This is a genomic window from Sphingomonas sp., from assembly GCF_017304615.1.
GTDB lineage: Bacteria > Pseudomonadota > Alphaproteobacteria > Sphingomonadales > Sphingomonadaceae > Sphingomonas.
Genome location: NZ_JAFKLZ010000001.1, coordinates 378,781 through 403,637, shown reverse-complemented (window position 1 = coordinate 403,637; position 24,857 = coordinate 378,781). Strand labels below are relative to the sequence as shown.

Genomic DNA, 24,857 nt, shown 5'->3' with positions numbered 1-24,857 from the left:
TTTTCGTTGGCAGGGGCGGCATTTTTGACCGCCATCCTAACCCTTCGCTAACCCTCCCCGCGCTATCGCGCCGGGGTGAGTACAGGCGCTTCGTCACAATTTCCCAAACCGCGGATCGACGTCCGCGCGCTGCTGGGGCTGTATGACCCCCCGGACACCACGGACTGGGGGCCGATTCGCGCGGCGCAGCTGCACGCCGGGCGCCAGCTCGCCATGTTCCTGCTCGCCGCGAATCTGGTGGGTGCCGCGCTGATCGTGATGCTGTTCGACGGCCAGGTGCCGCGCACCTTGCTGTTCGGCTGGGGCATCGTCACCGGGATCGTCGGCACCACCGTGGCGATCCGCCGCCTGGCATCGCGTCATCGCGATGCGATCAGTGCGACTCTGCACGATGTCCGCGACACCGTGATCGAGGGCGTGGGACTCGCCTGCGTCTGGTCGATTCCGCCGCTCGCACTCGGCGCCCACGCGCCGATCGGCGTCGCGATGGCGTTGTGGATCCTGCTCTCGGTGATGATGACCGCCAGCGCGGTGTCGATGGCGGCGCTGCCCACGGCAACGCTCAGCTTCCTCGGCATTCTCGGCACGGCGGTGACCGCGATGCTGATCCGGCTCGGCAGTCCGCTGCTGGCGGCGGCGACTGTCCTGTTCGTCGTGCTGCTGATGATCGGCTGCCTTCAGCGGGCGCGCGCCTTGGTGGTGATCCGCGCCGGAGAGATCGGCCTCGCCGAGCGCGACCAGACCGTCAGCCTGCTGCTCCGCGAATTCGAGGAGGAGGATGGCGACTGGCTGTGGGAAACCGACGCCGCGCGGCGCATCGTCCGCGCCTCGCCGCGCTTCGCTCGCTCGGTGCACCTCGACCCCGTCAAGATCAACGGCATGCCCCTGCTCCAGGCGCTCGCCGCCGAACGCTGGGAATCGGGTGATTTCACCGCCGGGCTGCGCACGCTGGCGGAAAAGCTGAAGGGGCGCGAACCGTTCCGCGACCTGATGCTCCAGATCCAGGTGAAGGACCAGCTCCACTGGTTCGCGCTGTCCGCCAGCCCGCGCTACGACGATCGCGGCGCGTTCCTGGGGTTCCGCGGCGTCGGGCGCGACATCACCGCCGAACGCGAATCCGCCGACCAGATCAACCGCATGGCGCGATTCGACGCGCTGACCGGCCTGCCCAACCGCCTCCAGCTCCATGAACAGCTCGCCCACGCGATCGCCGAAGCGGACAAATGGAACACGCGCTGCGGCTTCATGATGATCGACCTCGACCGGTTCAAGGCGGTCAACGATTCGCTCGGCCACCCGGTCGGCGACCGCTTGCTCGGCCAGGTGTCGGAGCGGCTGGCGCGGCTGATGACCGACAACGAATTGATCGGGCGGCTTGGCGGCGACGAATTTGCGGTCGTGGTGCGCGACGCGTCCGATAGCGAGCGCGTCGAACGGCTCGCACATGCGATCATCGATACGCTATCCAAGCCCTACGAACTCGACGCGCATACCCTGTTCATCGGCGCGTCGATCGGCATCGCCATCGGCCCGCGCGACGGGCGCACCGCGGAAATGCTGATCCGCTCGGCCGACCTTGCCCTCTATCGCTCGAAAGACGGCGGCGGCGGCGCGTTCAACACCTACGAACCGCAATTGCACATCGCCGCGGAGGAACGCCGCGTCCTCGAAATGGCGCTGCGCCAGGCCCTCGAAAAGGGTGAGATGCACCTCGAATACCAGCCGGTGGTCTCCGCCGGCGACGGACGTTTGAAGGGCTTCGAGGCGCTGCTACGTTGGACGCATCCCGAACTCGGCGTGATCTCGCCGGCCAAGTTCGTGCCCCTAGCGGAGGACGCCCGGCTGATCGTGCCGATGGGCGAATGGGTGTTGCGCTCGGCCTGCGCGGAAGCCGCCAAATGGCCGCACCCGATCCGCGTCGCGGTCAACGTGTCGCCCGAACAGCTCCACAACCCCGCCTTCGTGTCGGTCGTCGCCTCGGCACTCGCCAATAGCGGCCTGCCGCCCGACCGGCTCGAACTCGAAGTGACCGAAGGCGTGTTCATGCGCGAAGGCACCGGCGCGGTGCAGGTGCTCGAACGCGTCCTCGACCTCGGCGTGCGGTTGAGCCTCGACGATTTCGGCACGGGCTATTCGTCGCTCGGCTATCTCGCGCGCACGCGATTCTCGACGATCAAGGTCGATCGCAGCTTCGTTCAGGCCGCCTCCAAGGGTCAGGCCGAACCGATCGCGATCATCCGCGCCGTGGTCGCGCTGGCGCAGTCGCTCGGCATGGCGACGACCGCGGAAGGCGTCGAGACCGAGCAGGAACACCAGATGATCCAGGAGCTCGGCTGCACCAAGGTCCAGGGCTATTATTTCGGCCGCCCGCTCCCCGTCGCGGAAGCGCGGGCGCTGGCGAACCGCAAATGGGACGACCAGGCGGCGGCATAACGTCGCTTCTACTGTGCTCCGGCGCAGGCCGGAGCCCTGCCCGCAAGCGGCGTACCCACCCTCCAACGCTCCGGCCTGCGCCGGAGCACCGGTTTACGATTAGTCGAGTGCCTTGCGCTCCCCCCGCGAGAACGGTAGGAGCCGCGGCGGCCTAGGGGTGTAGCTCAGCTGGTTAGAGCGTCGGTCTCCAAAACCGAAGGCCCTCGGTTCGAATCCGAGCTCCCCTGCCACGGCCCGCTGCGCGACGATTAGCGCAGCTAATCGACAGACGCAGCGAGGCCGGCCGGCGGTCGGCGACAGCCAAACCGTCCGACGACGCGGCTTCGCCGCGGCGGCCCTTTCCCACTCCACAAACCGAAACCCTTCTCCGCCCCCTACTCCCCGTCGGGCACCTGCGGAAAGCCGCGTTCGGCGACGCACATCGCGCGGGCGGCGGTGGTGCGATAGGTGTGGACGTCGGCGCACGGGTCCTGCTTGGTGCGTGGCGCCGGCGGTTGATCGGTCGCGTTGGCCGCGGACGGCGACGCCGGGTTCGCGGGGCCGCTTTGTTTGACCGGCTTGGGCTTGACGATGTCCGCCCCCGCCGGACCGGCGCTCGCGAGGATCAGCGCGGCTGCGACTGCTGGACTGGCGATGGCGCGCATGTTCCTTCCTCCGTCAGTTCTGGGCCCGCGACCGGATATTGCCATAATCGAGCAGCCGGTTCTTCGACGCCTCCAGCGATAGCCCGATCTTCGCGTACATATCATGGCACGCTTCCGGCTTGGTCTGCTTGTTGACGTAGGCCGGCATCTCGCACAGCGAGACGTAGTTGTTGAACTGGAGCGCGGCGTTGGCGAGCTCCTGCCGCGCGTCGGGCTTGAGCAGCCAGACGGTCCCGGGGATCTCCGCGAAGCGCCGCATCTTCACGCGCATCTCCTTGGGAACGGTCAGCGGGTCGCGGCGATTCTGGTCGCGGCTGGAACTCCAGCGATCGACGTCGCTCATCGCGCTTTCCATGTAATCGATCGCCTCGACCGCCTGCTTGATCTGCTGTTCGTAGACCAGGGTGCGATAGGGCGTGTCGACCGTCAGATAGGCGAGCAGGCTCTGCGCGGTGGTTGCGATCAGGCCCAGCGCCGCCACGATCAGGCCCAGCGGCGCGATCGAATCGGTCCAGCCCGATGCGGGCGGCGGCGCGGCGACCGGCTCGGCCCGCGGCGGGCGCGGCCTGATGGTGCGATACGGTACCGGCATGGCCCCCAAATTCCGTGCGCTTTTCCGAGCGCGCAGCTTGCCGCAACGCGGCGCGCCGGGCAAGCCGCTCGCAACGCCGCCCTCTCCGCCGTTGCAAAGCCGCCGCGAAGCGGGTATCGCGCGCACCAATCCGACATCGGAAATCCTTCGTCCGGCCCTTCACGGGAGCGGGCGGCGGTCCTATGTCCGGACGCGAACAACATTAGCGAGGCCGTTACGTGGCGAAGACATCCCCGGTCGAATTCATCCAGCAAGTCCGTGCGGAGACCCGCAAGGTCGTCTGGCCGACCCGGCGCGAGACGATCATGACCGGCGTCATGGTGATGATCATGACGCTGATCCTGGCGATCTTCTTCTTCGCGATCGATTCGGGGTTCGAGGCGCTGGTCGGCTTCCTCCTGAGCCTCGCGGCCAAGTAAGACCAATCAAGGGGAGCGCCCACGTGGCACGCTGGTACATCATTCACGCTTATTCGGGTTTCGAGGGCAAGGTCCGCGACGCGATCATGGCCGAGGCGACTCGCATGGGCCTCGATCAGCTGGTCGAGGCGATCGAGGTTCCGACCGAAACCGTCACCGAGGCGCGCCGCGGCAAGAAGGTGTCGGTCGAACGCAAGTTCATGCCCGGCTATGTGCTGGCCAAGCTCAGCATGAACGACGACGTCTATCACCTGGTGAAGAACACGCCGAAGGTGACAGGCTTCCTCGGCCCCAACGGCAAGCCCCAGGCGATCAGCGACGCCGAGGCCGCGCGGATGCTGAATTCGAAGGACGAAGCCGCCGCCAACGCGCCCAAGGCGCAGGTCAAGGTCGATTACGAGATCGGCGACAGCGTCAAGGTGCTCGACGGCCCGTTCGCGAGCTTCAACGGCGTGGTCGAGGAACTCGATTTCGACAAGGCGAAGGTCAAGGTCAGCGTGTCGATCTTCGGCCGCGCGACGCCTGTTGAGTTGGACTTCGAACAGGTCGAGCGGAGCAAGTAAGTCGGAGCCGCACGCGATTTAGCGTCAGCTAAATCGCGAGAACGGCGCTCGACCGGCCGGCGGGTCGCGAAGCGAACCCGTCCGACGACGACGCGGGATTCACTCCCGCGTCGGTCCGCCCCCAACACCACGCCCCCTTCCGCCGCGCCCGATTTCCCGCCATGGTGGGCCGATGACCAACCGGCTCTATTACGGCGACAATCTGGATGTGCTGCGCGAGCATGTGCCGAGCGAGAGCGTCGACCTCGTCTATCTCGACCCGCCGTTCAATTCGAACGCCAATTACAACATCTTGTTCAAATCGCCGACCGGCAGTTCGTCCGACGCGCAGATCGAGGCGTTCGAGGATACCTGGCATTGGAACGACGTGGCGGAGGACGCCTTCGATCAGGTCGCGCGCAGCGGCAATACCAAGGCGTTCGACCTGCTGAACGCGATGCGCGGCTTCCTCGGCGAAAACGATATGATGGCGTATCTGTCGATGATGGCGATCCGCCTGATCGAGTTGCACCGCGTGCTCAAGCCGACCGGCAGCCTGTATCTGCACTGCGATCCGACCGCGAGCCACTACCTCAAGCTGCTGCTGGATGGGGTGTTCGGGGCTGATAAATTTTTCAACGAAATAATTTGGAATAGGACGGCGGCGAAGGGCCACGCCTTCACCCGATTTGCAAGTTCGCATGACGTCATATTGGTGACCCGGAAGGATTCCGGCGCCACTTGGAACTCCCAATATATTGGTCATTCCGACGCGTATATCCGGAGTCATTACTCCAATGTCGAACCCGAGACGGGTCGGCGGTATCAGCTCGATAATCTTTTGAATCCGAACAAAGATCGCCCCAATCTTACATACGAGTTTCTTGGAGTGACACGTGTATGGCGCTGGACTAAAGACCGGATGCAAAAGGCTTATGAAGACGGCCTCGTTATCCAACCAAGCCCGGGTGCAGTACCCCGCCTGAAACGGTATTTGGACGAGCAGGAAGGCGTGCCGCTGGGGGACGTGTGGACAGACATTCCACCACTCAACTCCCAAGCCCAAGAACGCCTCGGCTACCCAACCCAGAAACCTCTCGCCCTACTGGAACGCATCATCGCCGCCTCGTCCAACGAAGGCGACGTCGTCCTCGACCCGTTCTGCGGCTGCGGCACCGCCGTCCACGCCGCGCAGAAGCTCGGCCGGCAATGGATCGGAATCGACATCACCCATCTGGCGATCAGCCTGATCGAAAAGCGGATGAAGGCCGCGTTTCCCGGCATCGCGTTCACAGTTGAGGGCACGCCGAAGGACCTCGCCTCCGCCGAGGACTTGGCGCGGCGCGACAAATACCAGTTCCAATGGTGGGCGGTCAGCATGGTCGACGCCATGCCGTTCGGCGGCAAGAAAAAGGGCGCGGACGGGGGCATCGACGGCATCATCTATTTCAAGCCAGACGGCAAGAAGACCGAAAAGGCGCTGGTGTCGGTCAAAGGCGGCGACAATGTCGGCGTCCAGATGATCCGCGATCTCCATTCGGCGATGGAACGCGAAAAGTCGCCGATCGGCGTATTCATCACCAAGGCGATGCCGTCCGGCCCGATGGAAAAGGAAGCCGCCGCGGTCGGCCGGTTCCATTCGGAAGCGACCGGCAAAAGCTATCCGCGGCTGCAAATCCTGACGCTTGCCGAACTGTTCCAGGGCAAGCGGCCAGACATTCCGTGGGTCGACGCCGGGGCCGCGTTCAAGCGCGCCGCGCGCGAGGATACCGGGCAGCAGCCAAGCCTACTCTAGCTTCCTCCTCAACTCCCGCATCCGCCATCCCCCGAACAGCGCCCGGTCCGGATCATGCGGCGTCTTGGCCGGGTCCGCGCTCGACCAGCCGGTGACTTGCGCCAGGTCGACCACCGCGCGCCACGCTTCGTAGGGACTCGGCTCGCCCCGCGCGCGGCGTTCGGCTTCCGCCACCGCGATCTTCTCCTGCTCGCGCGCCTGCCGTTCCTCGTAGAGCAAGGTCAGCCGCATCGACATTTCCGCGCGGCTTTCGCCCGGCCGCCGCCGCCGCAACAGTTCGTGTGTGCCGCCCAGCCGCGCTTCCTTCTGGTGCAGGTACATCAGTTGCAGCGCCTGGTTGACCGTCATCGGCGGCATGTCGGGCGGCGCGTTGTGGCGCCACGCATCGTCCTCGTGGCTGGCGGGCGAGGCGCTGGCGAGCAGCGCCATTTCGAGCCGCTCATACCCCGCCTCCAGCGCCAGCCGCCATTCGCGCGCGAACCCCTTGTCGCGACGGCGGCGGCGATAGAAGGCCGCCTCCGCCGCGCCCGCCGCCGCGGCCGACAGCCGGACGTTGGCGGACACGGACAGCGCCGACAGGAACGCCTGTTCGCATTGCTTGGTCAGCTTGCCGGGCTGGGCGCGCCGCATCTGCAGCTTGCCGTCGTTGCGGCGGACCACGACGGCCTCACCGCCTGAGGTCCTGTTGCCCTCCTCCCGCGCCTTCGGACTCTTCAGGCCCTGTTTCGCGAGTCGCGCCTGCGCGAACACCAACGCGGCGTCCCATCGAAGCGCGAAGGCCGGGTGCGCGCGGCGGCGATGCTGGATCGTCGAATATTTCAGCCCGACCGCGCGCGCCGACAGCCGGACGTTCCCGGTGCGCCGCAATTCGCGCAGGAAAGCGGTGTTTTGCAGCGTTTGTGCGCGATTGAACGGCTTTGACATGCGCGGAGGCTGTCAAACGATTTCCAACTTCTCAACCCTTTCGTCGCCCCGTACTTGATCCCGCGCCCCGCTTCGGCTATCGGCGCGCGCTTCCAACGCTACAGCAATGGAAACCTGCGGGAGGGCGCGTGCGTCCGCTTGTACCGCTAAACTTGAAACGGCGGGGCGCTGTAGCGCTCAGAGCCGCCAACAGAGTGAGAGAAAGCCACCATGGCAAAGAAGATTACCGGCTATATCAAGCTGCAGGTGCCCGCCGGCGCCGCCAATCCGTCGCCGCCGATCGGCCCGGCGCTTGGTCAGCGCGGCGTGAACATCATGGAGTTCTGCAAGGCGTTCAACGCCGCGACGGGCGACATGGAAAAGAACGCGCCGATCCCGACCGTCATCACCGTCTATGCGGACCGTTCGTTCTCGTTCGAGACGAAGACTCCGCCGGCGTCGTTCCTGATCAAGAAGGCCGCGAACCTGAAATCGGGCTCGAAGGAGCCGGGCAAGGTCTCCGCGGGCAAGATCAAGCGCTCGGCGCTGACCGCGATCGCCGAGACGAAGATGAAGGACTTGAACGCCAACGACATGGAAGCGGCGACCCGCATCATCGAAGGCTCCGCCCGCGCGATGGGCCTCGAAGTGGTGGAGGGCTGAGAACATGGCATTCGTTAGCAAGAAGCAGAAGGCTCTCTCGGTCGACCGCGAGAAGCTCCACGGCGTCGATGAAGCGATTTCGCTCGCCAAGGCCAACGCGACCTCGAAGTTCGACGAAACGATCGAAGTCGCCCTCAACCTGGGCGTCGACCCCCGCCACGCCGACCAGATGGTCCGCGGCGTCGTCACCCTCCCCAAAGGCACCGGCAAAACCGTCCGCGTCGGCGTGTTCGCCAAGGGCGCGAAGGCCGACGAGGCCAAGGCCGCCGGCGCCGATGTCGTTGGCGCCGAGGACCTGATGGAAATCGTCCAGGGCGGCACGATCGATTTCGACCGCTGCATCGCGACCCCGGACATGATGGGAATCGTCGGTCGCCTCGGCAAGGTGCTGGGTCCGAAGGGCCTGATGCCGAACCCGAAGCTGGGCACGGTGACGATGGACGTCGCGGCTGCGGTCAAGGCTGCCAAGGGTGGCCAGATCGAATATCGCGTCGAAAAGGCCGGGATCATCCACTCGGGCATCGGCAAGGCGTCGTTCCCCGCGGAAGACCTGCGCGCGAACTTCGACGCGCTGCTCGACGCGGTGGTCAAGGCCAAGCCGGCCGGCGCCAAGGGCAAGTATGTCCGCAAGGTCGCGCTCAGCTCGACGATGGGTCCGGGGATCAAGGTCGACACCGCGGAACTCGCGGGCGCCTGATCGTCGCCATCCGATGAAATGCGAAGGGCCGGGAGGAAACTCCCGGCCCTTTTCGCTTTTACCGGTTCGTGAGGTTTGCCGGCTACCCAAGCCAACGGGATGCGGGATCTTGTTACCCTCGCGGCGCCGGCCCTGGTGCTCGGCTTGCTCTACTGCCTCTATCGCGCGGCGACCTTGTTCGCGGCGTGGAAGCCGGCGGCGGCCGTGGTGTGGGCGAGCGACTATACCGATGCTGAGCGGCGCGACGATTTCTGGGGCATGGGCACGCTGCGCGGCTGGCGGATCACCGACGGCGACAACCAGCGGCTGATCGAGGAAACCGTCCATTATCAGGACGAGGATGGCGAGCGTCACGTCGCCGAGGTCAAGCGCTACGTCCGCGCCGGCTGGCGGCCGAGCGGCGTCCACACGATCTGGTACGACAGCGCCGACCCCGATCGCGCGACCGCATTCGGGCCGGGTTACTGGCTGGTGATCGCCGTTGCTCTGGTGGCCGTGCTCGTTACTTTGATGAACGCGGCTATGAAGGTTCACGCCTGACTTTTGCCAAACGGCGCAAAAGAGCGTAGGCGCACATCCAATCCCTATTTCCATTCCCGTTTCCGGCCCGGCGCGTTAGCCTTGGGCCGAACGTATCGCTGTTGAGATCGCATGCCCTTTTCGCACCTGCCCGCCGCCCTGTCCGAAGCGCTGACCGCCAAGGGCTATTCCGCCCTCACCCCCGTCCAGGCGCAGGTCAGCGAGCCCGCCGCCCAAGGCCGCGACTTGCTCGTCTCCGCGCAGACCGGGTCAGGCAAGACCGTCGCGTTCGGCATTTCTATGGCGGGCGAATTGCTCGGCGAGGATGGCCGCCTGCCCCAGCCTGGCGCGCCGATGGCGCTGGTGATCGCGCCGACCCGCGAGCTTGCGCTACAGGTCGCCAAGGAATTGTCGTGGCTCTACGCCAAGGCCGGGGCGCGGATCGCGACCTGCGTCGGCGGGATGGACGCCAGCCGCGAGCGGCGCGCGCTCAGCCACGGCGCGCATATCGTCGTCGGCACGCCGGGGCGCCTGAAGGACCACAGCGAACGCGGCGCACTCGACCTGTCAACGCTGAAGGTCGCGGTGCTCGACGAGGCCGACGAGATGCTCGACATGGGCTTTCGCGAGGACCTCGAGGCGCTGCTCGACGCGACCCCGCGCGACCGCCGCACGCTCTTGTTCTCGGCGACGATGCCGCGCCCGATCGTCGCGCTGGCCAGGAAGTATCAGAACGACGCGCTGCGCATCTCGACCGTCGGCGAGGATCGCGGGCACGGTGACATCGCCTATCAGGCAATCGCGGTCAGCCCGTCGGACATCGAGCACGCCGTCATCAACCTGCTACGCTTTCACGAAGCGGAGACGGCGTTGCTGTTTTGCGCGACCCGCGACAATGTCCGCCACCTCCACGCCAGCCTGGTCGAGCGCGGGTTCGCGGCGGTCGCGCTGTCCGGCGAGCATTCGCAAAGCGAGCGCAACCACGCGCTCCAGGCGATGCGCGATCGCCGCGCGCGCGTCTGCGTAGCTACCGACGTGGCGGCACGTGGGATCGACCTGCCGACGCTCAGCCTCGTCGTTCACGTCGAATTGCCGCGCGATGCCGAGACGCTCCAGCATCGCTCCGGACGCACAGGCCGCGCGGGCAAGAAGGGTACCGCGGTCCTCATCGTTCCCTTCCCGCGCCGCCGCCGCGTCGAGATGATGCTGAAGGGCGCGCGGATCGATTTCAGCTGGGTGCCGGTCCCGACGCCCGAGGACATCCGCGCCAAGGATCGCGAGCGGATGCTCGACGCGATGTTGGCCGAGGTCGAGATCGACGACGACGACCGCGCGATCGCCGCCGAGTTGATGGCGAAGAAGTCGCCCGAGGATATCGCCGCCGCGCTGGTCCACGCGCACCGCGCGTCGATGCCGCAGCCCGAGGAATTGCTGACCTCGACGCCGAACCCCAACCTCGCGCCCGACAAACAACATCATCGCCCCGGCTTCGACGACACCGTCTGGTTCGTGATGAACGTCGGCCGTCGCCAGAATGCCGATCCGCGCTGGTTGCTGCCGCTGATCTGCCGCCGCGGCGGGATCACAAAGAACGAGGTCGGCGCGATCCGCATCCAGGCCAACGAAACCGGCTTTCAGATCCCGCGCGCCCTTGCCTCGCGCTTCGCGGCCGCGGTGATCAAGAGCGCCGGCCAGGACGGCGAGGACGACAGCGGCATCCGTATCCAACCGGTCGATGGTCCCGGCACTGCGCCCGCCGCGCCTGCGCGCGCAAAGCTCCACCGTGCCGCGCCGACCGGCAACGACCAGCGCCCGCCCGCTCCGCGTCACCCGGGCCCTTCGCCGATCCGCCACAAGGGCAAGCCGTTCCGCAAGGGTCCCGCCGGCAAGGGCGCCCCGCGCCGGCCTAGCTGACGCCCATGGCGACCCGCCGCATCCTGGTCGATGCCGACGCCTGCCCGGTGAAGGACGAGATCTACAAGGTCGCGTGGCGGCTCGAGGTGCCGGTCACGATCGTCAGCAATTCGCCGATCCGGGTGCCCGCACATCCGCTGATCCATCGCGTCATCGTGAGCGACGGGTTCGATGCCGCCGACGACTGGATCGCCGAGCGCGCCGGGCCGGGCGCAGTGGTAGTGACGGCAGACATATTGCTCGCAGATCGCTGTCTGAAAGCGGGCGCATCGGTGCTGGCGCCCAACGGCAGGCCCTTCACCACGAGTTCAATCGGCAGCGCCGTCGCGACCCGCGCGATCATGGCCGATCTCCGCGCGGGCGGCGAACAGCTCGGCGGTCCCTCCGCCTTCTCCAAGGCCGATCGCTCGCGCTTCCTGCAAGCGCTCGACGTTATGCTGGTGCGCCTGCGCTGATCGCGAATTGACTTTCGCGCGTATCCCCGTATAGGCGCGCCCTCGTCCGGGTTCACCCGGACACCGTCCGAGACAGCAAGTGCCGGTTTCCGGCTTAATCTCTTGCCGAGACGGGGACAGGATATATCGCCGGTTCGCCGGCCGGTCGTGCCTTACCGCGCGGCATCCCATTCCCCATCGTTGGACTTGTGAACCGGTTGTTCGGCGCTGTTGCCGTGCGACCAAAACGTGGAGAATGGCATGGATCGTGCTCAAAAGGCCGCGGCCGTCGCCGATCTCAAGCAGACCTTCTCCGAGGTTGGTGTGGTGGTCGTCACCCGCAACCTCGGCCTGACCGTCGCACAGTCGACGCAGCTCAGGACGAAGATGCGTGAGGCCGGTGCGACCTATAAGGTCTCGAAGAACAAGCTTGCCAAGATCGCGCTCGACGGCACCGACTATCTCTCGCTGGGCGACATGCTCACGGGACCGGTCGGTCTCGCCAGCTCCATCGACCCGGTCGCCGCCGCCAAGGTGGTGGTCGACTTCGCCAAGACGAACGACAAGCTCGAAATCGTCGGCGGCGCGATGGGCGCGACGGCTCTCAACCCCGAAGGCGTGAAGGCTCTGGCCACCATGCCGTCGCTGGATGAACTGCGTGCGAAGATCGTCGGCCTGATTCAGGCACCGGCGCAGAAGCTCGCCAGCATCACCCAGGCGCCGGCCGGTCAGCTGGCTCGCGTTTTTGGTGCTTATGGGGCCAAGGAAGCAGCTTAAGTCGACGAAGTCGCCCCTGCGCAAGCCGGGGTCCAATCATCAGAATATTGAACGGAGATTATCATGGCAGATCTGAACGCGCTGGTTGACCAGCTGAGCGAACTGACGGTGCTCGAGGCCGCTGAGCTTTCGAAGCTCCTCGAAGAGAAATGGGGCGTTTCGGCCGCTGCCGCGGTTGCGGTTGCGGCCCCGGGCGCCGGCGGCGCCGGTGGCGCGGCTCCGGCCGAAGAAGCCAAGGACGAGTTCGACGTGATCCTCACCGGCGACGGTGGCAAGAAGATCAACGTCATCAAGGAAGTCCGGGCCATCACCGGTCTCGGCCTGACCGAAGCCAAGACGCTGGTCGAGTCGGCTCCGAAGGCTGTCAAGGAAGGCGTCAACAAGGACGAAGCCGAGAAGATCAAGAAGCAGCTTGAAGAAGCCGGCGCGACCGTCGAGCTGAAGTAAGCCGCTAGCGGAGAGGATTTAGCAGCCGCTAAATCCCACCGCACAAGGCCGGCCGGCGCTGGCTCCGCCAGCGTCCGACGTCACCGGATTAACTCCGGTGACGGCCAAGCCAAAGAAAGAGGGCGGCCCGGGCAACCGGACCGCCCTTTTCTTATCCCCCAACCGCCCCTAAGCCGTTCCGGGGATTTACGTTTTGAGCATCGCTACCGCCCGGCACCCGCTGGGCTACATTCCAGCAATCGACGGACTGCGCGCGCTCGCCGTGCTGTCCGTCGTCGCCTTTCACCTGCACCCAGGTTTGCTGCCGGGGGGCTTTTCCGGCGTCGACATCTTCTTCGCGATCTCGGGTTTCGTCGTCACCGGATCCATGATCGGCAAGAGCTTCGATCGGCTGCCGGCGATGCTGTCCTATTTCTATGCGCGACGCCTCGTTCGCATCATGCCTGCACTACTCGCGATGCTGCTCGTCGCGATCCTCGTGAACCAGATGCTGGTGCCCGAAGCATGGCTCAGCCGCGCAGTGCCGCAGACCGCGCGCTTCGCGTTCTTTGGTTTATCCAACATCATCCTGGCGACGGATACTGACGGCTATTTCGGGGTGCAGGCGGCGTTCAACCCGTTCACGCACACTTGGTCGTTGGGTGTCGAAGAACAATTCTATCTGGTATTCCCGCTCATCCTGTTCTGGCACCAAAGGCTCGACAGCGCGAAGCTAGACGCCGACCGGGCAGTGCGAGTGATCGGCTGGGCCGCGCTGGCGTCCTTCGCGCTTTGCGGCGTCTTGACCGTGATCGACCAGAAATATGCGTTTTACCTGATCGTCGGCCGGTTCTGGGAACTCGGCCTAGGAATGATCCTCTGCCTCCGGATGCCACAGTGGCTGCCGGTCCTAGTAGCGTGGCCAGCGAAGCGGCGCGCGGCGTTGGTAAGTGTCAGCATATTGATGGTCGGAGCAGCACTCGCACTGCCTGATCAGCATGGCTTTCCGTTCCCGCTCGCGATCCTGCCGGTGGTCGGCACGATCGGGCTGATCGCCAGCGTTCTCGCGTCTCCCGACACGGGGATCGCTCGAATCCTCGCAAGCAAGGGTCCAGTTGCGATCGGACGGCTGTCCTATTCACTCTACCTCTGGCACTGGCCCGTCTTCGTGATGTTCCGCTGGACCGTGGGTCTCGAAACGCTCGGTCTTCAGTTCGCCGCGCTAGTCCTGGCGGTGCTGTTGGCGACCGCATCCTACTTCCTGATCGAGCGCCCCCTCCGCCGCAAAGGCAAGGCCGCCAACGGTGCGCCCAGGTTTATCGTCGGGCGTATGGCGATCGGTACGCTCGCCTGCGCCACGCTAGGATTCGGGATGCTGGCGCGCAGCGACCTGCTGGCGATCGGCGTCACCCGTGATCACTCGACCTGGTATGCCGACGAGCGCCACGCGCTGAACCCCGCCCTCACGCACTGCGCCGTGACGATAGGGCGCGACCGGGACGCGGATCGCTGGACGCCGAGTAGCTGTGCGATACCCACGGCGGGCTTTCGCGTCTTCGCCATTGGCGACTCCCACAACACCGCCTACGCGCCCAATTACCGCCAACTCGCTGCCGAACTCGGCGTGCCGGTCGCGAGCTATTTCCACCCGGGCTGTCCGTTCCTGCGCCTGATCCAACCGATGGACGTGAAGCACCGCTGCGCTGGTTTCTACAGCCGCTTCTTCGATGACCTGCGCGCGCTAGGCCGCCCCGGCGACGTCGTATTCCTGCCCGGCCTGCGACTGACCCGGCTGATCAACCAGTTCGGCCACGACGCGGAGCACGACACGCCCGTCGACAACACGCTCTCGCCCGTCGCGCTTGCCGAAGCGCGGGCGACGCTCGCTCGATTGCAGGCGATGGGGTTCCGCGTCGTCATCGAAGCGCCCAAGCCGATTTTCCCCGCGCCACCGTTCCGCTGCGCCGACTGGTACGATCGCGCCAACCCGATCTGCGCCGGCGGCCTGACGATAGCGCGCGACCGAGCGCTCATGCTCCGTCGGCACGTCTTGGGCGCGATGGCGGACCTGTCCCGCCAATATCCCGCTCTCAAAATATGGGATCCCTTCCCCATCCTCTGCCCCGCCAACCCATGCCACGCGCTCGACCAGACTGGGCGCCCCCTGTTCTTCGACGGCGACCATCTCAGCGGCCACGGCAACGATCTGCTCTACCCCGCTATGCGCGACGCGATCCTCGCCGCTCGGCGCTAGTCGTCAAATCCCACGAAGGTTGTCGCTTCCTCGACCGACTTGCGGGTCGAGACCACCGCGTTGGCGGGAAAGTCCTCGTCGGGCCAACCGAGCGCGATGCTTTTCATGATAACCTGATCGTCGGCGATGCCGGCATGTTCGCGCACCACCGGCGATTGCATGATCCCCTGGCTGTTGATCACCGCGCCCAGCCCGCGCGACCAGGCCGCATTGACCAGTGCCGTCGCGACCGCGCCGCAATCGAACGGGGTGTCGTCGCTGCCGTCGAGCACGCGGTCATAGGTCACGATCACGCAGACCGGCGCATCGAACTGTCGGAACCCGCGCAGCACCCAATCCTGCCGGCGCTCGGCATCATCGCGGGCGATGCCCATTGCGGCGAAGAGTTGCTTGGCAACGCCGATCTGGCGCTCGCGATGCTGATCAGCGAAGGGCTGGCCGGTGCGAAACTCACGCGATTGCGGGACGCCGGCGACTATCCGCTCGGTATTGCCTGCGCGGATGCGGTCGAGAGGTTCGCCCGTCAAGACGTAGAAATTCCATGGCTGGGTATTCATCGACGACGGTGAGCGCATGGCAAGCGCAATGATTTCCTCGATCAGCGCGCGCGGCACGGGATCGGGCTTGTATCCGCGGATGCTGCGGCGGCCGGTAACGACTTCGTCGTAGGTCTTAGCCGTCACGCGACCTTACGCTCCGCCACTTCGGGGTGCATATGCGGCCCGCCGTCGAGGCGGAATGGCGCCATCTTCGCCCCTTCCCCGCGATCGATGCCGATCATATGCGCGGCGGTGGCGACGCCCGGCACGCCGACGTTCTCGCCCCAGAGATACTCGGTCTTCATCGCCAGCACCGGCACGAACCACGGTTTGCCGTCGATCGTCATCACGTTGACCTGCTCGCGGGCCAGCAGTGCCATGCCCGACATTTCCACGTCTTGGCCGGGAACCAGTTCGAACGGCGCGACCAGCGGCTGTTCGATGTTGGTCGCAAAGATCATCTGGAGGTCCTGCGCCTGTCGCGCGCTAGCGCTCAACATGTACATGGCGAAGCGGATGTCGCGGGCGGCGATCGAACCGGTGTTACGGATAATGACGCGATAATCGACCGCCGCGCTCGTCAGATTGGTGCCCGCGCGTTTGGGGATCAGGCTGATCTCGAGCCGAGGCTCCGCTTCCTCGGCGGCACGGCGACGAGCGGGGATGGTGACATGCCCGCTGGGCGGTTCGGGCGAGGGTGGCGGCGCCACCGGTCCGGCAGCGACGGCGGCGACAGGCTCGACCATATCGTCTTCGCGTGCCCTACGCCGCCGACCAAGCAAGAAGCCGCCAAGCGCAACCACCGCAAGGACACCCGCGCCGATCGCGGCGAGCAGCCACATCGACAGGCCATCGGACGACGGCTCGGTAGTCGCGGGAACTGGCGTGACCTCCGGCGTTGAGCTGGTGGTCGCAGTTGGGGACGGCATAGCGTCGGGAGTCGCGCTCGGGACTGGGGTCGGCGTAGGCGTCGGGACTGTGCCGGTTATCTCACGTTTGGTGATGACGTTTACGACACCGGCAATGCTGTCGGCGGTGTAAGCATTATTCGGCGTCGCCTTAGGGGTTGGCGTCGGCCGGGGCGCGGGGGTCGGCGTCGCGACGACGACCGGTGCAGCCGATGTGGGAGTACTCAGCGGCGCGACGATCGGGCCAGAGGTCGGCGTCGGGCGCGGGCTCGGGCGGGTCGAGGGCGGTAGGCTGAAGCGGTCAAGGCTGGGATCGGTCTGCGGCACACCGGAGGTCGTCTGTGCGGCCGCCAGGGCGGGCAGCACCGCCGCCCCGGCGAGCCACACTCCCGCACGCTTCCGCACCCCGCACCCCTTCATCCCGATCACGCCTACCGACTTCTACCTGAACCGCCGCCAAACACGGCAAGCGGCTCCCCTAGCGCATCAGTTGCGGCGGGGCGAGCGGCACGACCGGCAGCCACACTTGGCTCGGCGTCTTTCCACCACGCATGATCGTCACTGTGGCTTTCTGATAGTCGGACTTCTTCGCGAAGAAGATGTTCGGCACGTATTTCTGCGGATTGCGATCATAGAGCGGGAAGAGGCTCGACTGCACCTGAATCATGATCTTGTGCCCCGGCAGGAACACGTGATTCACGGTGGGCAGGCGGAACTTGTATTCCTGCACTTGATTGGCGGGGATCGGCGACGGTTTGCTGAAGCTGTTGCGATAGCGCCCGCGGAAGATGTCGAGGCTGATCGCAAGCTGATACCCGCCCATCTTCGGGTCGGTCGCATTCTCCGCGGGGAAAACGTCGATCACCTTGACCACGAAGTCGCCATCGGTCCCCGTCGTCTTGGCGAACAGGTCTGCGATCGGCGCACCCGACACGCGGACCGCCTTGGTCAGCACCGGCGTCGAATAGGTCATCACGTCGGGGCGGCCGTCATAGCTGCGCTGGTCCTGCACCAGCCAGTCGCCCCAGCGACCGTCGTTGAAATTAACTGGGCGCGGCAGATGCGGGACCGGCTTGGCGGGATCGGAGACATAGCTGTCGCCCCCCGCCGCCTGGCCATCGAACCCGAGCCCGCCATCGGCGCCGAGATAAAGCGGGGTCAGCGGCGACGGACATCCCTTATCGCACGCCAGCGGCCATTCGCTGAAGCGGTCCCAATGGTTTTCGCCGGTATTGTAGATCGTCGCCGCGGGCACCGTCACCGCCGGGCCGTCCTTCAGATACTGGTTGAAGAACGGGATGATCATGTCCTCGCGATATTGCAGCGCGGTGTCGCCGTTCCACTTGAACGGCCCGAGCTCGAACCCGACCCGGTTGATCTGGCTGTGGCGCCAAGGGCCCATGACGATGAAGTTGTTGCCGGTCTTGCCGACCGACTTCAGCGCTTCATAGCTGTGGATCGCGCCCCACATATCCTCCTGGTCCCACAGCCCCTGTTCCCAGATGGTGGGGACGTTGGACGGGTTCTTCTTGAGCAACTCGTCGAGCGCTTGGCCCGACCAGAATTCGTCATAGGCCGGGTGCGCCGACATGCGCTCCCAATAAGGTAATTGGTCGTATCCCGACTTCTTCGCCCAGTCGCCCGCCGAGCCGACCTCGCGGAAATTGTCGTAATCGTCCCAGCCGCCGGTCGGCGGCGCCCGGCCCTCGCCCTTGTAGCCGGTCTGCGCGCCGAGCCAGGCGATGTTGGCGAGGCGGAACGCGCCGTAATGGAACCAGTCGTCACCCATCCAGCCGTCGACCATCGGACTCTGGGGGGCGGCAACCTTAAGCGCCGGGTGCGGCTTCAACAGCGCCATGACGACGGTAAAGCCTTCGTAGGACGACCCGATCATCCCGACCTTGCCATTCGATTCGGGCAGGTTGGCCTTGTTCACCAGCCAGTCGATCGTGTCATAGGCGTCGGTCGTATGATCGACCTTGGTGTCGTTGAGCGGCCCGACGACCGGCCGCGTCACGACGTACCCCCCTTCCGACTTATACTTGCCGCGAATGTCCTGATAGACGCGGATATAACCGTTCCGCACGAACCCCTCGTCGGACAGATTGAGCGCGTTGATCATCGACGAACTGCCCGAGCGCCGGGCGCGCGCCGTGGCGTTATACGGAGTTCGAGTCAGCACGATCGGCGCATTGGTCGCGCCCTTGGGGATCACGATAACGGTGTACAACTTTGTCCCGTCGCGCATCGGGATCATAACTTCGCGCTTGATATAATCGGCGTCGGGATCGACGGGCGGCGTGAACTTGGCGGGAACGTCGTTGCCGTTGGGCGGCCACATCTGCGGCGTTTCCTGTGCCAGCGCAGGGGTGAGCGCCAAAGCGATCAAGGGCAATAACGCCAGCTTCTTCATCATGCCGATGCGACTCCTTGGAAGGAAGAGATGCGGCGTCGTAGGACGCTACGGCACCGTGTTCAACGGGGGATAGCGAAGCGCCCGCCCCGCAAGTGGCGGGACGGGCGCTACGTGCCTAGTCGGTCGGATCAGGCGTGCTGGGGTTCGCCGTGAAGCTCGGCGCCGACATTGTCGAACATCGACGCTCGGGCGAGTTCGATCGGATTCAGCCCCTCCCCTCCCTCGGGCGTCACGCCGATTTCGAACGAAGCGGACGTTCGGCCTTCAGTGCCGTCGGCGAGCGTATAGCGGGCGTCGGCGACGACGATCGGACGGAACGAGGCGGGTAGGTTCTCACCCATTTCCGACTTGAGCAGTGCGAGCGTCGCGTCGATGCGCTTGCCCTCGCCTGGCTTGATTGTGACAGGATCCGTCGTGGCGTCCGTCGGCGGCTGCACGAGCAGGCGTTCCATTTCGGTGCCGTTCGGATCGCTCGATAGCAGGAAGGTCGAAATCCGCACGTCCTTCGCAGGTACCGATCCGGCGTTGCCGACGGTCAGCTCGATCTCGACCAGCGCCTCATCGACATTGGTACCGGCGCGGACCGGGCGCATCGCGAACTCAAGCCACGGGCGTTCCGCGACCGGCGCAGCGGCAGCGGTAAGTTCCGCGACATCGTCCGCAGTCGGCTCGACGATGTGAACCTCGTCCGGCGCGACAGCGATCGGCTCGATCGCGACAGCGCCTGTTCGGCGCAGGAATTCCTGTTCCTTGCGCGGCGCGACTTTGGCGACGGGCATCGGCTCGGCGACCGGGACTACGGCGACGGGCTCGACATAAGCAGGCTCAACATACGTCCCTTCCACATAAGGCTCGTCGTTATATTCCTCTTCGACGCGACGACGGCGCAGCGCGAACAGTCCGATTGCGATAACGGCGAGCGCGGCGAGACCTCCGCCGATCCATGCCCATAGCGGCACGCCGGTATTGGTCCGCGTCGTCGCCGTGTCGGCCGCGACGGTGGATTCCGTCGGCGGCTCGGCCTCGGGTGCGGCTGCGGTTTCAGGCTGTGGCGTCGGCGCGGCAACGGCCGCAGGCTCGGGTGCCACCGCAATGGGCGCGGGGACAGGTTCCGGCGCAGTGCGAACCCGTGCCGGGCGAACAGACGTAATTCGCGTCGCCGTAGGCGTCGTCGTTGCGCGGGTCGCCGCACGCGGCGCCGGCGCGGCGGCAGGCTCGGTCGCCGAAGCGGCCGCCTCTGGCTGCGTGTCGGGCACGGTGCGCACGACCGGTGGCGGCGGCACGGCAGCAGATTGCGGCGGTGTCACGACGACCGGCGGGGCGGCTGTCGTTTCCTGCGCGAACGCGGGGGTTGCGATGAACGCGGTGGCGCACAGCATCGGCGCGACGGCGTGGGCGAAGCGGGGGGCAAAGTGCTGTTTCATGACGCTGTCAAAATGAAGGGAACCCGAGTCTGGTTCCGCTTGAGGAATGCCTTGTCCCACGACAACACTCGCATTTCTGTCAACAGAGCATTGATTCTAAACAATAAAATTCTCTCAATTTTTCGTTGACTTTTTTGCGGATTCGTCGCCCGCGGGTTTGACACTTTCCAACATCGCTCCTATATCCCGACCTCCACCACAGCTTTCGGGAAATGACGCGGCGTCGCGCACCGTGTCGATCGTATTGGAAGCTGTCGGTTCACACGACGCCAGAAGCTGCACGTCCACTTTCGAAAAACGAGAGTTCGGATGAGCGGCTTTTTTGCGTCGTGGCGTGCCTGGCCCCGGGGTTCCGGGGCACGAATCTAGGCTGATGAGGCAAATATCTCCATGGCGACCAAGGCGATCGAAGGCGGCACCGCGAAGCGGCGCATCCGCAAGGTGTTCGGCAACATCCACGAAGTGGTGCAGATGCCGAACCTGATCGAGGTTCAGCGCGAATCCTACGAACAGTTCCTGCGCAGCGATCCGTCGATCGGCTACGTGTCGGGTCTCGAAAAGACGCTGCGCAGCGTCTTCCCGATCCGCGATTTCGCCGGCGCTGCCGAACTCGACTTCGTCAATTACGAGCTCGAACCGCCCAAGTTCGACACCGACGAATGCCGCCAGCGCGGTATCACCTACGCCGCCCCGATGCGCGTCACGCTGCGCCTGATCGTGTTCGAGGTGGACCCGGATACGGAAGCCCGCTCAGTGCTCGATATCAAGGAGCAGGACGTCTACATGGGCGACATGCCGCTCATGACGCAGAACGGCACCTTCATCATCAACGGCACCGAACGTGTCATCGTGTCGCAGATGCACCGTTCGCCGGGCGTGCTGTTCGACCATGACCGCGGCAAGACCCACGCTTCGGGCAAGTACCTCTTCGCCGCGCGCGTGATCCCGTATCGCGGCTCGTGGCTCGATTTCGAGTTCGACGCCAAGGACATTGTCAACGTCCGTATCGACCGCAAGCGCAAGCTGCCGGTGACGGCGCTGCTCTATGCGCTCGGCCTGAACTCCGAAGAAATTCTCAACCACTTCTACAACCGCGTGACCTATGTCCGTGGCCAGGGCGGATGGCAGATTCCGTTCGCCGCCGAGAACTGGCGCGGGCAGAAGCCGCTGTTCGACATTGTCGATGCGAAGTCGGGCGAAGTGATATTCCCGGCGGGTCAGAAGATCAGCCCGCGCGCGGCCAACAAGGCAGCGAAGGACGGTCTCGAGACCCTGCTGATCCCGACCGAGGAAATCTTTGGCCGCTACAGCGCCTATGACCTGATCAACGAAAAGACCGGCGAGATCTATATCGAGGCGGGCGACGAAGTGTCGGCGGAGAACCTCGAAAAGCTCGACAAGGCGGGCATCGACCGCATTGAGCTGCTCGACATCGATCACGTCACGACCGGTCCGTGGATCCGCAACACGCTGAAGGCCGACAAGGCCGAGGAACGCGAACAGGCGCTGTCCGACATCTATCGCGTGATGCGCCCTGGCGAACCGCCGACGCTCGAGACGGCCGAAGCGCTGTTCGCTGGCCTGTTCTTCGATCCGGAGCGTTACGACCTGTCAGCCGTCGGCCGCGTCAAGCTCAACATGCGCCTCGACCTCGACGCCGAGGACACGGTCACGACGCTGCGCACCGAAGACATCCTCGCGGTGGTCAAAACCCTCGTCGATCTGAAGGACGGCAAGGGCGAGATCGACGATATCGACAATCTCGGCAACCGCCGCGTGCGCTCGGTCGGCGAACTGCTTGAGAACCAGTACCGCGTCGGCCTGCTCCGCATGGAGCGCGCCGTGAAGGAGCGCATGTCGTCGGTCGACGTGTCGACCGTCATGCCGAACGACCTGATCAACGCGAAGCCCGCGGTCGCCGCGGTGCGCGAGTTCTTCGGTTCGTCGCAGCTGTCGCAGTTCATGGACCAGACCAACCCGCTTTCCGAAGTGACGCACAAGCGTCGCGTCTCGGCCCTCGGGCCGGGCGGTCTGACGCGCGAGCGTGCGGGCTTCGAAGTCCGTGACGTTCACCCGACGCATTATGGCCGCATCTGCCCGATCGAAACGCCGGAAGGCCCGAACATTGGTCTGATCAACTCGCTGGCCTCGTTCAGCCGCGTCAACAAGTACGGCTTCATCGAAACGCCGTACCGCCGCGTGGTCGATAACAAGGTGACCGACGAGGTCGTCTATCTGTCGGCGATGGAAGAGGCCAAGCACACGATTGCGCAGGCCAACGCTGAACTCGACAAGGACGGCAAGTTCACTGAGGAGCTGGTCTCGGCGCGTCAGGCGGGCGAATTCCTGATGGCGCTCCCCGACACCATCACGCTGATGGACGTGTCGCCGAAGCAGCTGGTGTCGGTGGCCGCCTCGCTGATCCCGTTCCTGGAAAACGACGACGCCAACCGCGCGCTGATGGGTTCGAACATGCAGCGCCAGGCGGTGCCGCTGGTTCGCGCCGAGGCGCCGTTCGTCGGCACTGGCATGGAAGAGACCGTGGCGCGTGACTCGGGCGCAGCCATCTCGGCCAAGCGTTCGGGCATCGTCGACCAAGTCGATGCCAGCCGCATCGTCGTCCGCGCGACGGGCGAGGTCGAAGCCGGCAAGTCGGGCGTCGACATCTACACGCTGATGAAGTTCCAGCGGTCGAACCAAAACACCTGCATCAACCAGCGTCCGCTGGTGAAGGTGGGCGACGTGGTCAATGTCGGTGACGTGATCGCCGACGGTCCGTCGACCGAGTTCGGCGAGCTGGCGCTGGGCCGCAACGCGCTCGTCGCGTTCATGCCCTGGAACGGCTACAATTATGAGGACTCGATCCTCATTTCCGAGCGCATCGTGAAGGATGACGTCTTCACCTCGATCCATATCGAGGAGTTCGAGGTCATGGCGCGCGACACCAAGCTCGGGCCGGAAGACATCACGCGCGACATTCCGAACGTCGGCGAGGAAGCGCTTCGCAACCTCGACGAAGCGGGCATCGTCTATATCGGTGCGGAGGTCGAGCCGGGCGACATCCTGTGCGGCAAGATCACGCCAAAGGGCGAGAGCCCGATGACACCGGAAGAAAAGCTGCTCCGCGCGATCTTCGGTGAAAAGGCGTCGGACGTGCGCGACACGTCGCTGCGTCTGCCTCCGGGCGTCGCCGGCACGGTGGTCGAAGTCCGCGTGTTCAATCGCCATGGCATCGACAAGGACGAGCGCGCGATGGCGATCGAGCGCGAGGAGATCGAGCGCCTGAAGAAGGACTCTGACGACGAGCGCACCATCCTCAACCGCGCGACTTGGTCGCGCCTGCGGGAGATGCTGATCGGCCAGACCGCCACCGCGACGCCGAAGGGCCTGAAGAAGGGTTCGGTGATCGATCAGGACCTGCTCGATCAGGTCGATCGTCACGAATGGTGGAAGTTCGCCGTTGCCGACGACAAGGTCCAGAGCGACCTCGAAGCGGTCAAGGTGCAGTACGATGATGCCGCCAAGGTCATCACCGACAAGTTCCACGACCGTCGCGAGAAGCTGGAGCGTGGCGACGAACTGCCGCCGGGCGTGCTCAAGATGGTCAAGGTCTTCGTCGCGGTGAAGCGCAAGCTGCAGCCGGGCGACAAGATGGCCGGCCGCCACGGCAACAAGGGCGTCATCAGCCGCATCCTGCCGGTCGAGGACATGCCGTTCCTCGCCGACGGGACGCCGGTCGACCTGGTGCTCAACCCGCTGGGCGTGCCGTCGCGCATGAACGTCGGGCAGATCTTCGAAACCCATCTCGGCTGGGCCGCGCGTCAGCTCGGTCAGCAGGTCGGCGTGGCGCTCGAGGAATGGCGTGAGGCGAACCCGGATGCCAAGGGCGGCGCGATGCCGGCCGCCGTCCGTGACCGGCTGAAGGAAATCTACGGCGAGCATTACGCCGCAGACATCGACGCACGCTCAGGCGAGGAAATCGTCGAGCTGGCGCAGAACCTGAAGCCGGGCATCCCGATGGGTACCCCGGTGTTCGACGGCGCGCACGAAGCGGACGTGTCGGCGATGCTGACGCTGGCCGGGCTCGATACGTCGGGCCAGTCGGACCTGTTCGACGGCCGCACCGGCGATCAGTTCGACCGCAAGGTGACCGTGGGCATCATCTACATGCTGAAGCTTCACCACCTGGTCGACGACAAGATCCACGCGCGTTCGATCGGGCCGTACAGCCTCGTCACCCAGCAGCCGCTGGGCGGCAAGGCGCAGTTCGGCGGCCAGCGCTTCGGCGAAATGGAGGTCTGGGCGCTCCAGGCTTACGGCGCCGCCTACACGCTGCAGGAAATGCTGACGGTGAAGTCCGACGACGTGGTCGGCCGCACCAAGGTCTATGAGGCGATCGTCAAGGGCGACGACACGTTCGAGGCCGGCATTCCCGAAAGCTTCAACGTGCTCGTCAAGGAAATGCGCAGCCTCGGTCTCAACGTCGAGCTCAAGAATGACGAGCCCGGCGTGGATTCGGACGGCGTCGCGATCGCGGCGGAGTGAAGCTTAGGCCTCT

At 65.3% G+C, this 24,857-nt stretch carries 20 protein-coding genes and 1 tRNA gene; 14 read left to right on the top strand and 7 right to left on the bottom strand.

The features are described 5' to 3' along the window. The first annotated feature begins 75 nt into the window (after window positions 1-75). Both J0J06_RS02010 and J0J06_RS02005 read left to right on the top strand, forming a co-directional pair. Window positions 76-2,433, top strand: a complete 2,358-nt coding sequence (locus J0J06_RS02010; protein ID WP_294039688.1) for a bifunctional diguanylate cyclase/phosphodiesterase — start codon at window positions 76-78, stop codon at window positions 2,431-2,433. A 153-nt stretch (window positions 2,434-2,586) separates the two neighbouring features. After that, window positions 2,587-2,663, top strand: a tRNA-Trp gene (locus tag J0J06_RS02005). Window positions 2,664-2,807: 144 nt separating this feature from the next. Here J0J06_RS02005 and J0J06_RS02000 read toward each other — a convergent pair. Together J0J06_RS02000 and J0J06_RS01995 are read right to left on the bottom strand one after the other, a co-directional pair. After that, a complete protein-coding gene (locus J0J06_RS02000) occupies window positions 2,808-3,077 on the bottom strand; it encodes a hypothetical protein (protein WP_294039687.1) in 270 nt (89 codons plus the stop codon). A gap of 13 nt (window positions 3,078-3,090) precedes the next feature. Then, entirely contained in the window at window positions 3,091-3,669 is a 579-nt protein-coding gene (locus J0J06_RS01995; protein WP_294039686.1) for a hypothetical protein, read from the bottom strand. Between the two features lie 218 nt (window positions 3,670-3,887). Between J0J06_RS01995 and secE the strand changes: the two genes are divergently transcribed. From secE to J0J06_RS01980, 3 genes are all read left to right on the top strand, one after another. Continuing rightward, a complete protein-coding gene (gene secE, locus J0J06_RS01990) occupies window positions 3,888-4,088 on the top strand; it encodes a preprotein translocase subunit SecE (protein ID WP_294039685.1) in 201 nt (66 codons plus the stop codon). 23 nt (window positions 4,089-4,111) lie between these two features. Next, a complete protein-coding gene (gene nusG / locus J0J06_RS01985; protein WP_294039684.1) occupies window positions 4,112-4,651 on the top strand; it encodes a transcription termination/antitermination protein NusG in 540 nt (179 codons plus the stop codon). 172 nt (window positions 4,652-4,823) lie between these two features. Beyond that, window positions 4,824-6,425 carry a DNA methyltransferase gene (locus J0J06_RS01980; RefSeq protein WP_294039683.1) on the top strand — a complete coding sequence of 534 codons (1,602 nt, stop codon included), beginning with the start codon at window positions 4,824-4,826 and terminating at the stop codon, window positions 6,423-6,425. On the opposite strand, the gene J0J06_RS01975 is transcribed toward J0J06_RS01980, so the two are convergent. Next, window positions 6,417-7,349: a hypothetical protein gene (locus J0J06_RS01975; RefSeq protein WP_294039682.1), complete on the bottom strand. Its 933-nt coding sequence runs from the start codon at window positions 7,347-7,349 to the stop codon at window positions 6,417-6,419. The genes J0J06_RS01980 and J0J06_RS01975 overlap by 9 nt on opposite strands. 210 nt (window positions 7,350-7,559) lie before the next feature. On the opposite strand from J0J06_RS01975, the gene rplK reads away from it, so the two are divergent. The 8 genes from rplK (at window position 7,560) to J0J06_RS01935 (ending at window position 15,012) form a co-directional block, all read left to right on the top strand. Beyond that, a complete protein-coding gene (gene rplK, locus J0J06_RS01970) occupies window positions 7,560-7,991 on the top strand; it encodes a 50S ribosomal protein L11 (RefSeq protein WP_294039681.1) in 432 nt (143 codons plus the stop codon). A gap of 4 nt (window positions 7,992-7,995) precedes the next feature. After that, window positions 7,996-8,688 carry a 50S ribosomal protein L1 gene (rplA, locus tag J0J06_RS01965; protein WP_294039680.1) on the top strand — a complete coding sequence of 231 codons (693 nt, stop codon included), beginning with the start codon at window positions 7,996-7,998 and terminating at the stop codon, window positions 8,686-8,688. A 99-nt stretch (window positions 8,689-8,787) separates the two neighbouring features. Then, complete coding sequence (locus tag J0J06_RS01960; protein ID WP_294039679.1) at window positions 8,788-9,228, top strand: DUF3592 domain-containing protein; 441 nt, start codon at window positions 8,788-8,790, stop codon at window positions 9,226-9,228. Window positions 9,229-9,339: 111 nt separating this feature from the next. Then, window positions 9,340-11,121: a DEAD/DEAH box helicase gene (locus tag J0J06_RS01955; protein WP_294039678.1), complete on the top strand. Its 1,782-nt coding sequence runs from the start codon at window positions 9,340-9,342 to the stop codon at window positions 11,119-11,121. Between the two features lie 5 nt (window positions 11,122-11,126). Next, window positions 11,127-11,576: a YaiI/YqxD family protein gene (locus tag J0J06_RS01950; RefSeq protein WP_294039677.1), complete on the top strand. Its 450-nt coding sequence runs from the start codon at window positions 11,127-11,129 to the stop codon at window positions 11,574-11,576. 240 nt (window positions 11,577-11,816) lie between these two features. Further along, a complete protein-coding gene (rplJ, locus tag J0J06_RS01945; protein ID WP_294039676.1) occupies window positions 11,817-12,332 on the top strand; it encodes a 50S ribosomal protein L10 in 516 nt (171 codons plus the stop codon). A 63-nt stretch (window positions 12,333-12,395) separates the two neighbouring features. Then, window positions 12,396-12,779, top strand: a complete 384-nt coding sequence (gene rplL, locus J0J06_RS01940) for a 50S ribosomal protein L7/L12 (protein ID WP_294039675.1) — start codon at window positions 12,396-12,398, stop codon at window positions 12,777-12,779. A 193-nt stretch (window positions 12,780-12,972) separates the two neighbouring features. After that, window positions 12,973-15,012, top strand: coding sequence for an acyltransferase family protein (locus tag J0J06_RS01935; RefSeq protein WP_294039674.1), 2,040 nt, complete (start codon window positions 12,973-12,975; stop codon window positions 15,010-15,012). Here J0J06_RS01935 and J0J06_RS01930 read toward each other — a convergent pair. From J0J06_RS01930 to J0J06_RS01915, 4 genes are all read right to left on the bottom strand, one after another. Continuing rightward, window positions 15,009-15,695, bottom strand: a complete 687-nt coding sequence (locus J0J06_RS01930; protein WP_294039673.1) for a nitroreductase — start codon at window positions 15,693-15,695, stop codon at window positions 15,009-15,011. The two genes, J0J06_RS01935 and J0J06_RS01930, sit on opposite strands and share 4 nt — an antisense overlap. Continuing rightward, a complete protein-coding gene (locus J0J06_RS01925) occupies window positions 15,692-16,864 on the bottom strand; it encodes a hypothetical protein (RefSeq protein WP_294039672.1) in 1,173 nt (390 codons plus the stop codon). The genes J0J06_RS01930 and J0J06_RS01925 overlap by 4 nt, the downstream gene beginning before the upstream one ends. 73 nt (window positions 16,865-16,937) lie before the next feature. Further along, on the bottom strand, window positions 16,938-18,875 hold the full coding sequence (locus J0J06_RS01920; protein WP_294039671.1) for a CocE/NonD family hydrolase: 1,938 nt from the start codon (window positions 18,873-18,875) through the stop codon (window positions 16,938-16,940). A 128-nt stretch (window positions 18,876-19,003) separates the two neighbouring features. Next, the gene (locus J0J06_RS01915; protein WP_294039670.1) at window positions 19,004-20,299 is read right to left on the bottom strand and encodes a hypothetical protein; all 1,296 of its coding nucleotides are present in this window, start codon (window positions 20,297-20,299) and stop codon (window positions 19,004-19,006) included. A 390-nt stretch (window positions 20,300-20,689) separates the two neighbouring features. Between J0J06_RS01915 and rpoB the strand changes: the two genes are divergently transcribed. Continuing rightward, the gene (gene rpoB / locus J0J06_RS01910; RefSeq protein ID WP_294039669.1) at window positions 20,690-24,844 is read left to right on the top strand and encodes a DNA-directed RNA polymerase subunit beta; all 4,155 of its coding nucleotides are present in this window, start codon (window positions 20,690-20,692) and stop codon (window positions 24,842-24,844) included. Window positions 24,845-24,857 lie beyond the last annotated feature (13 nt).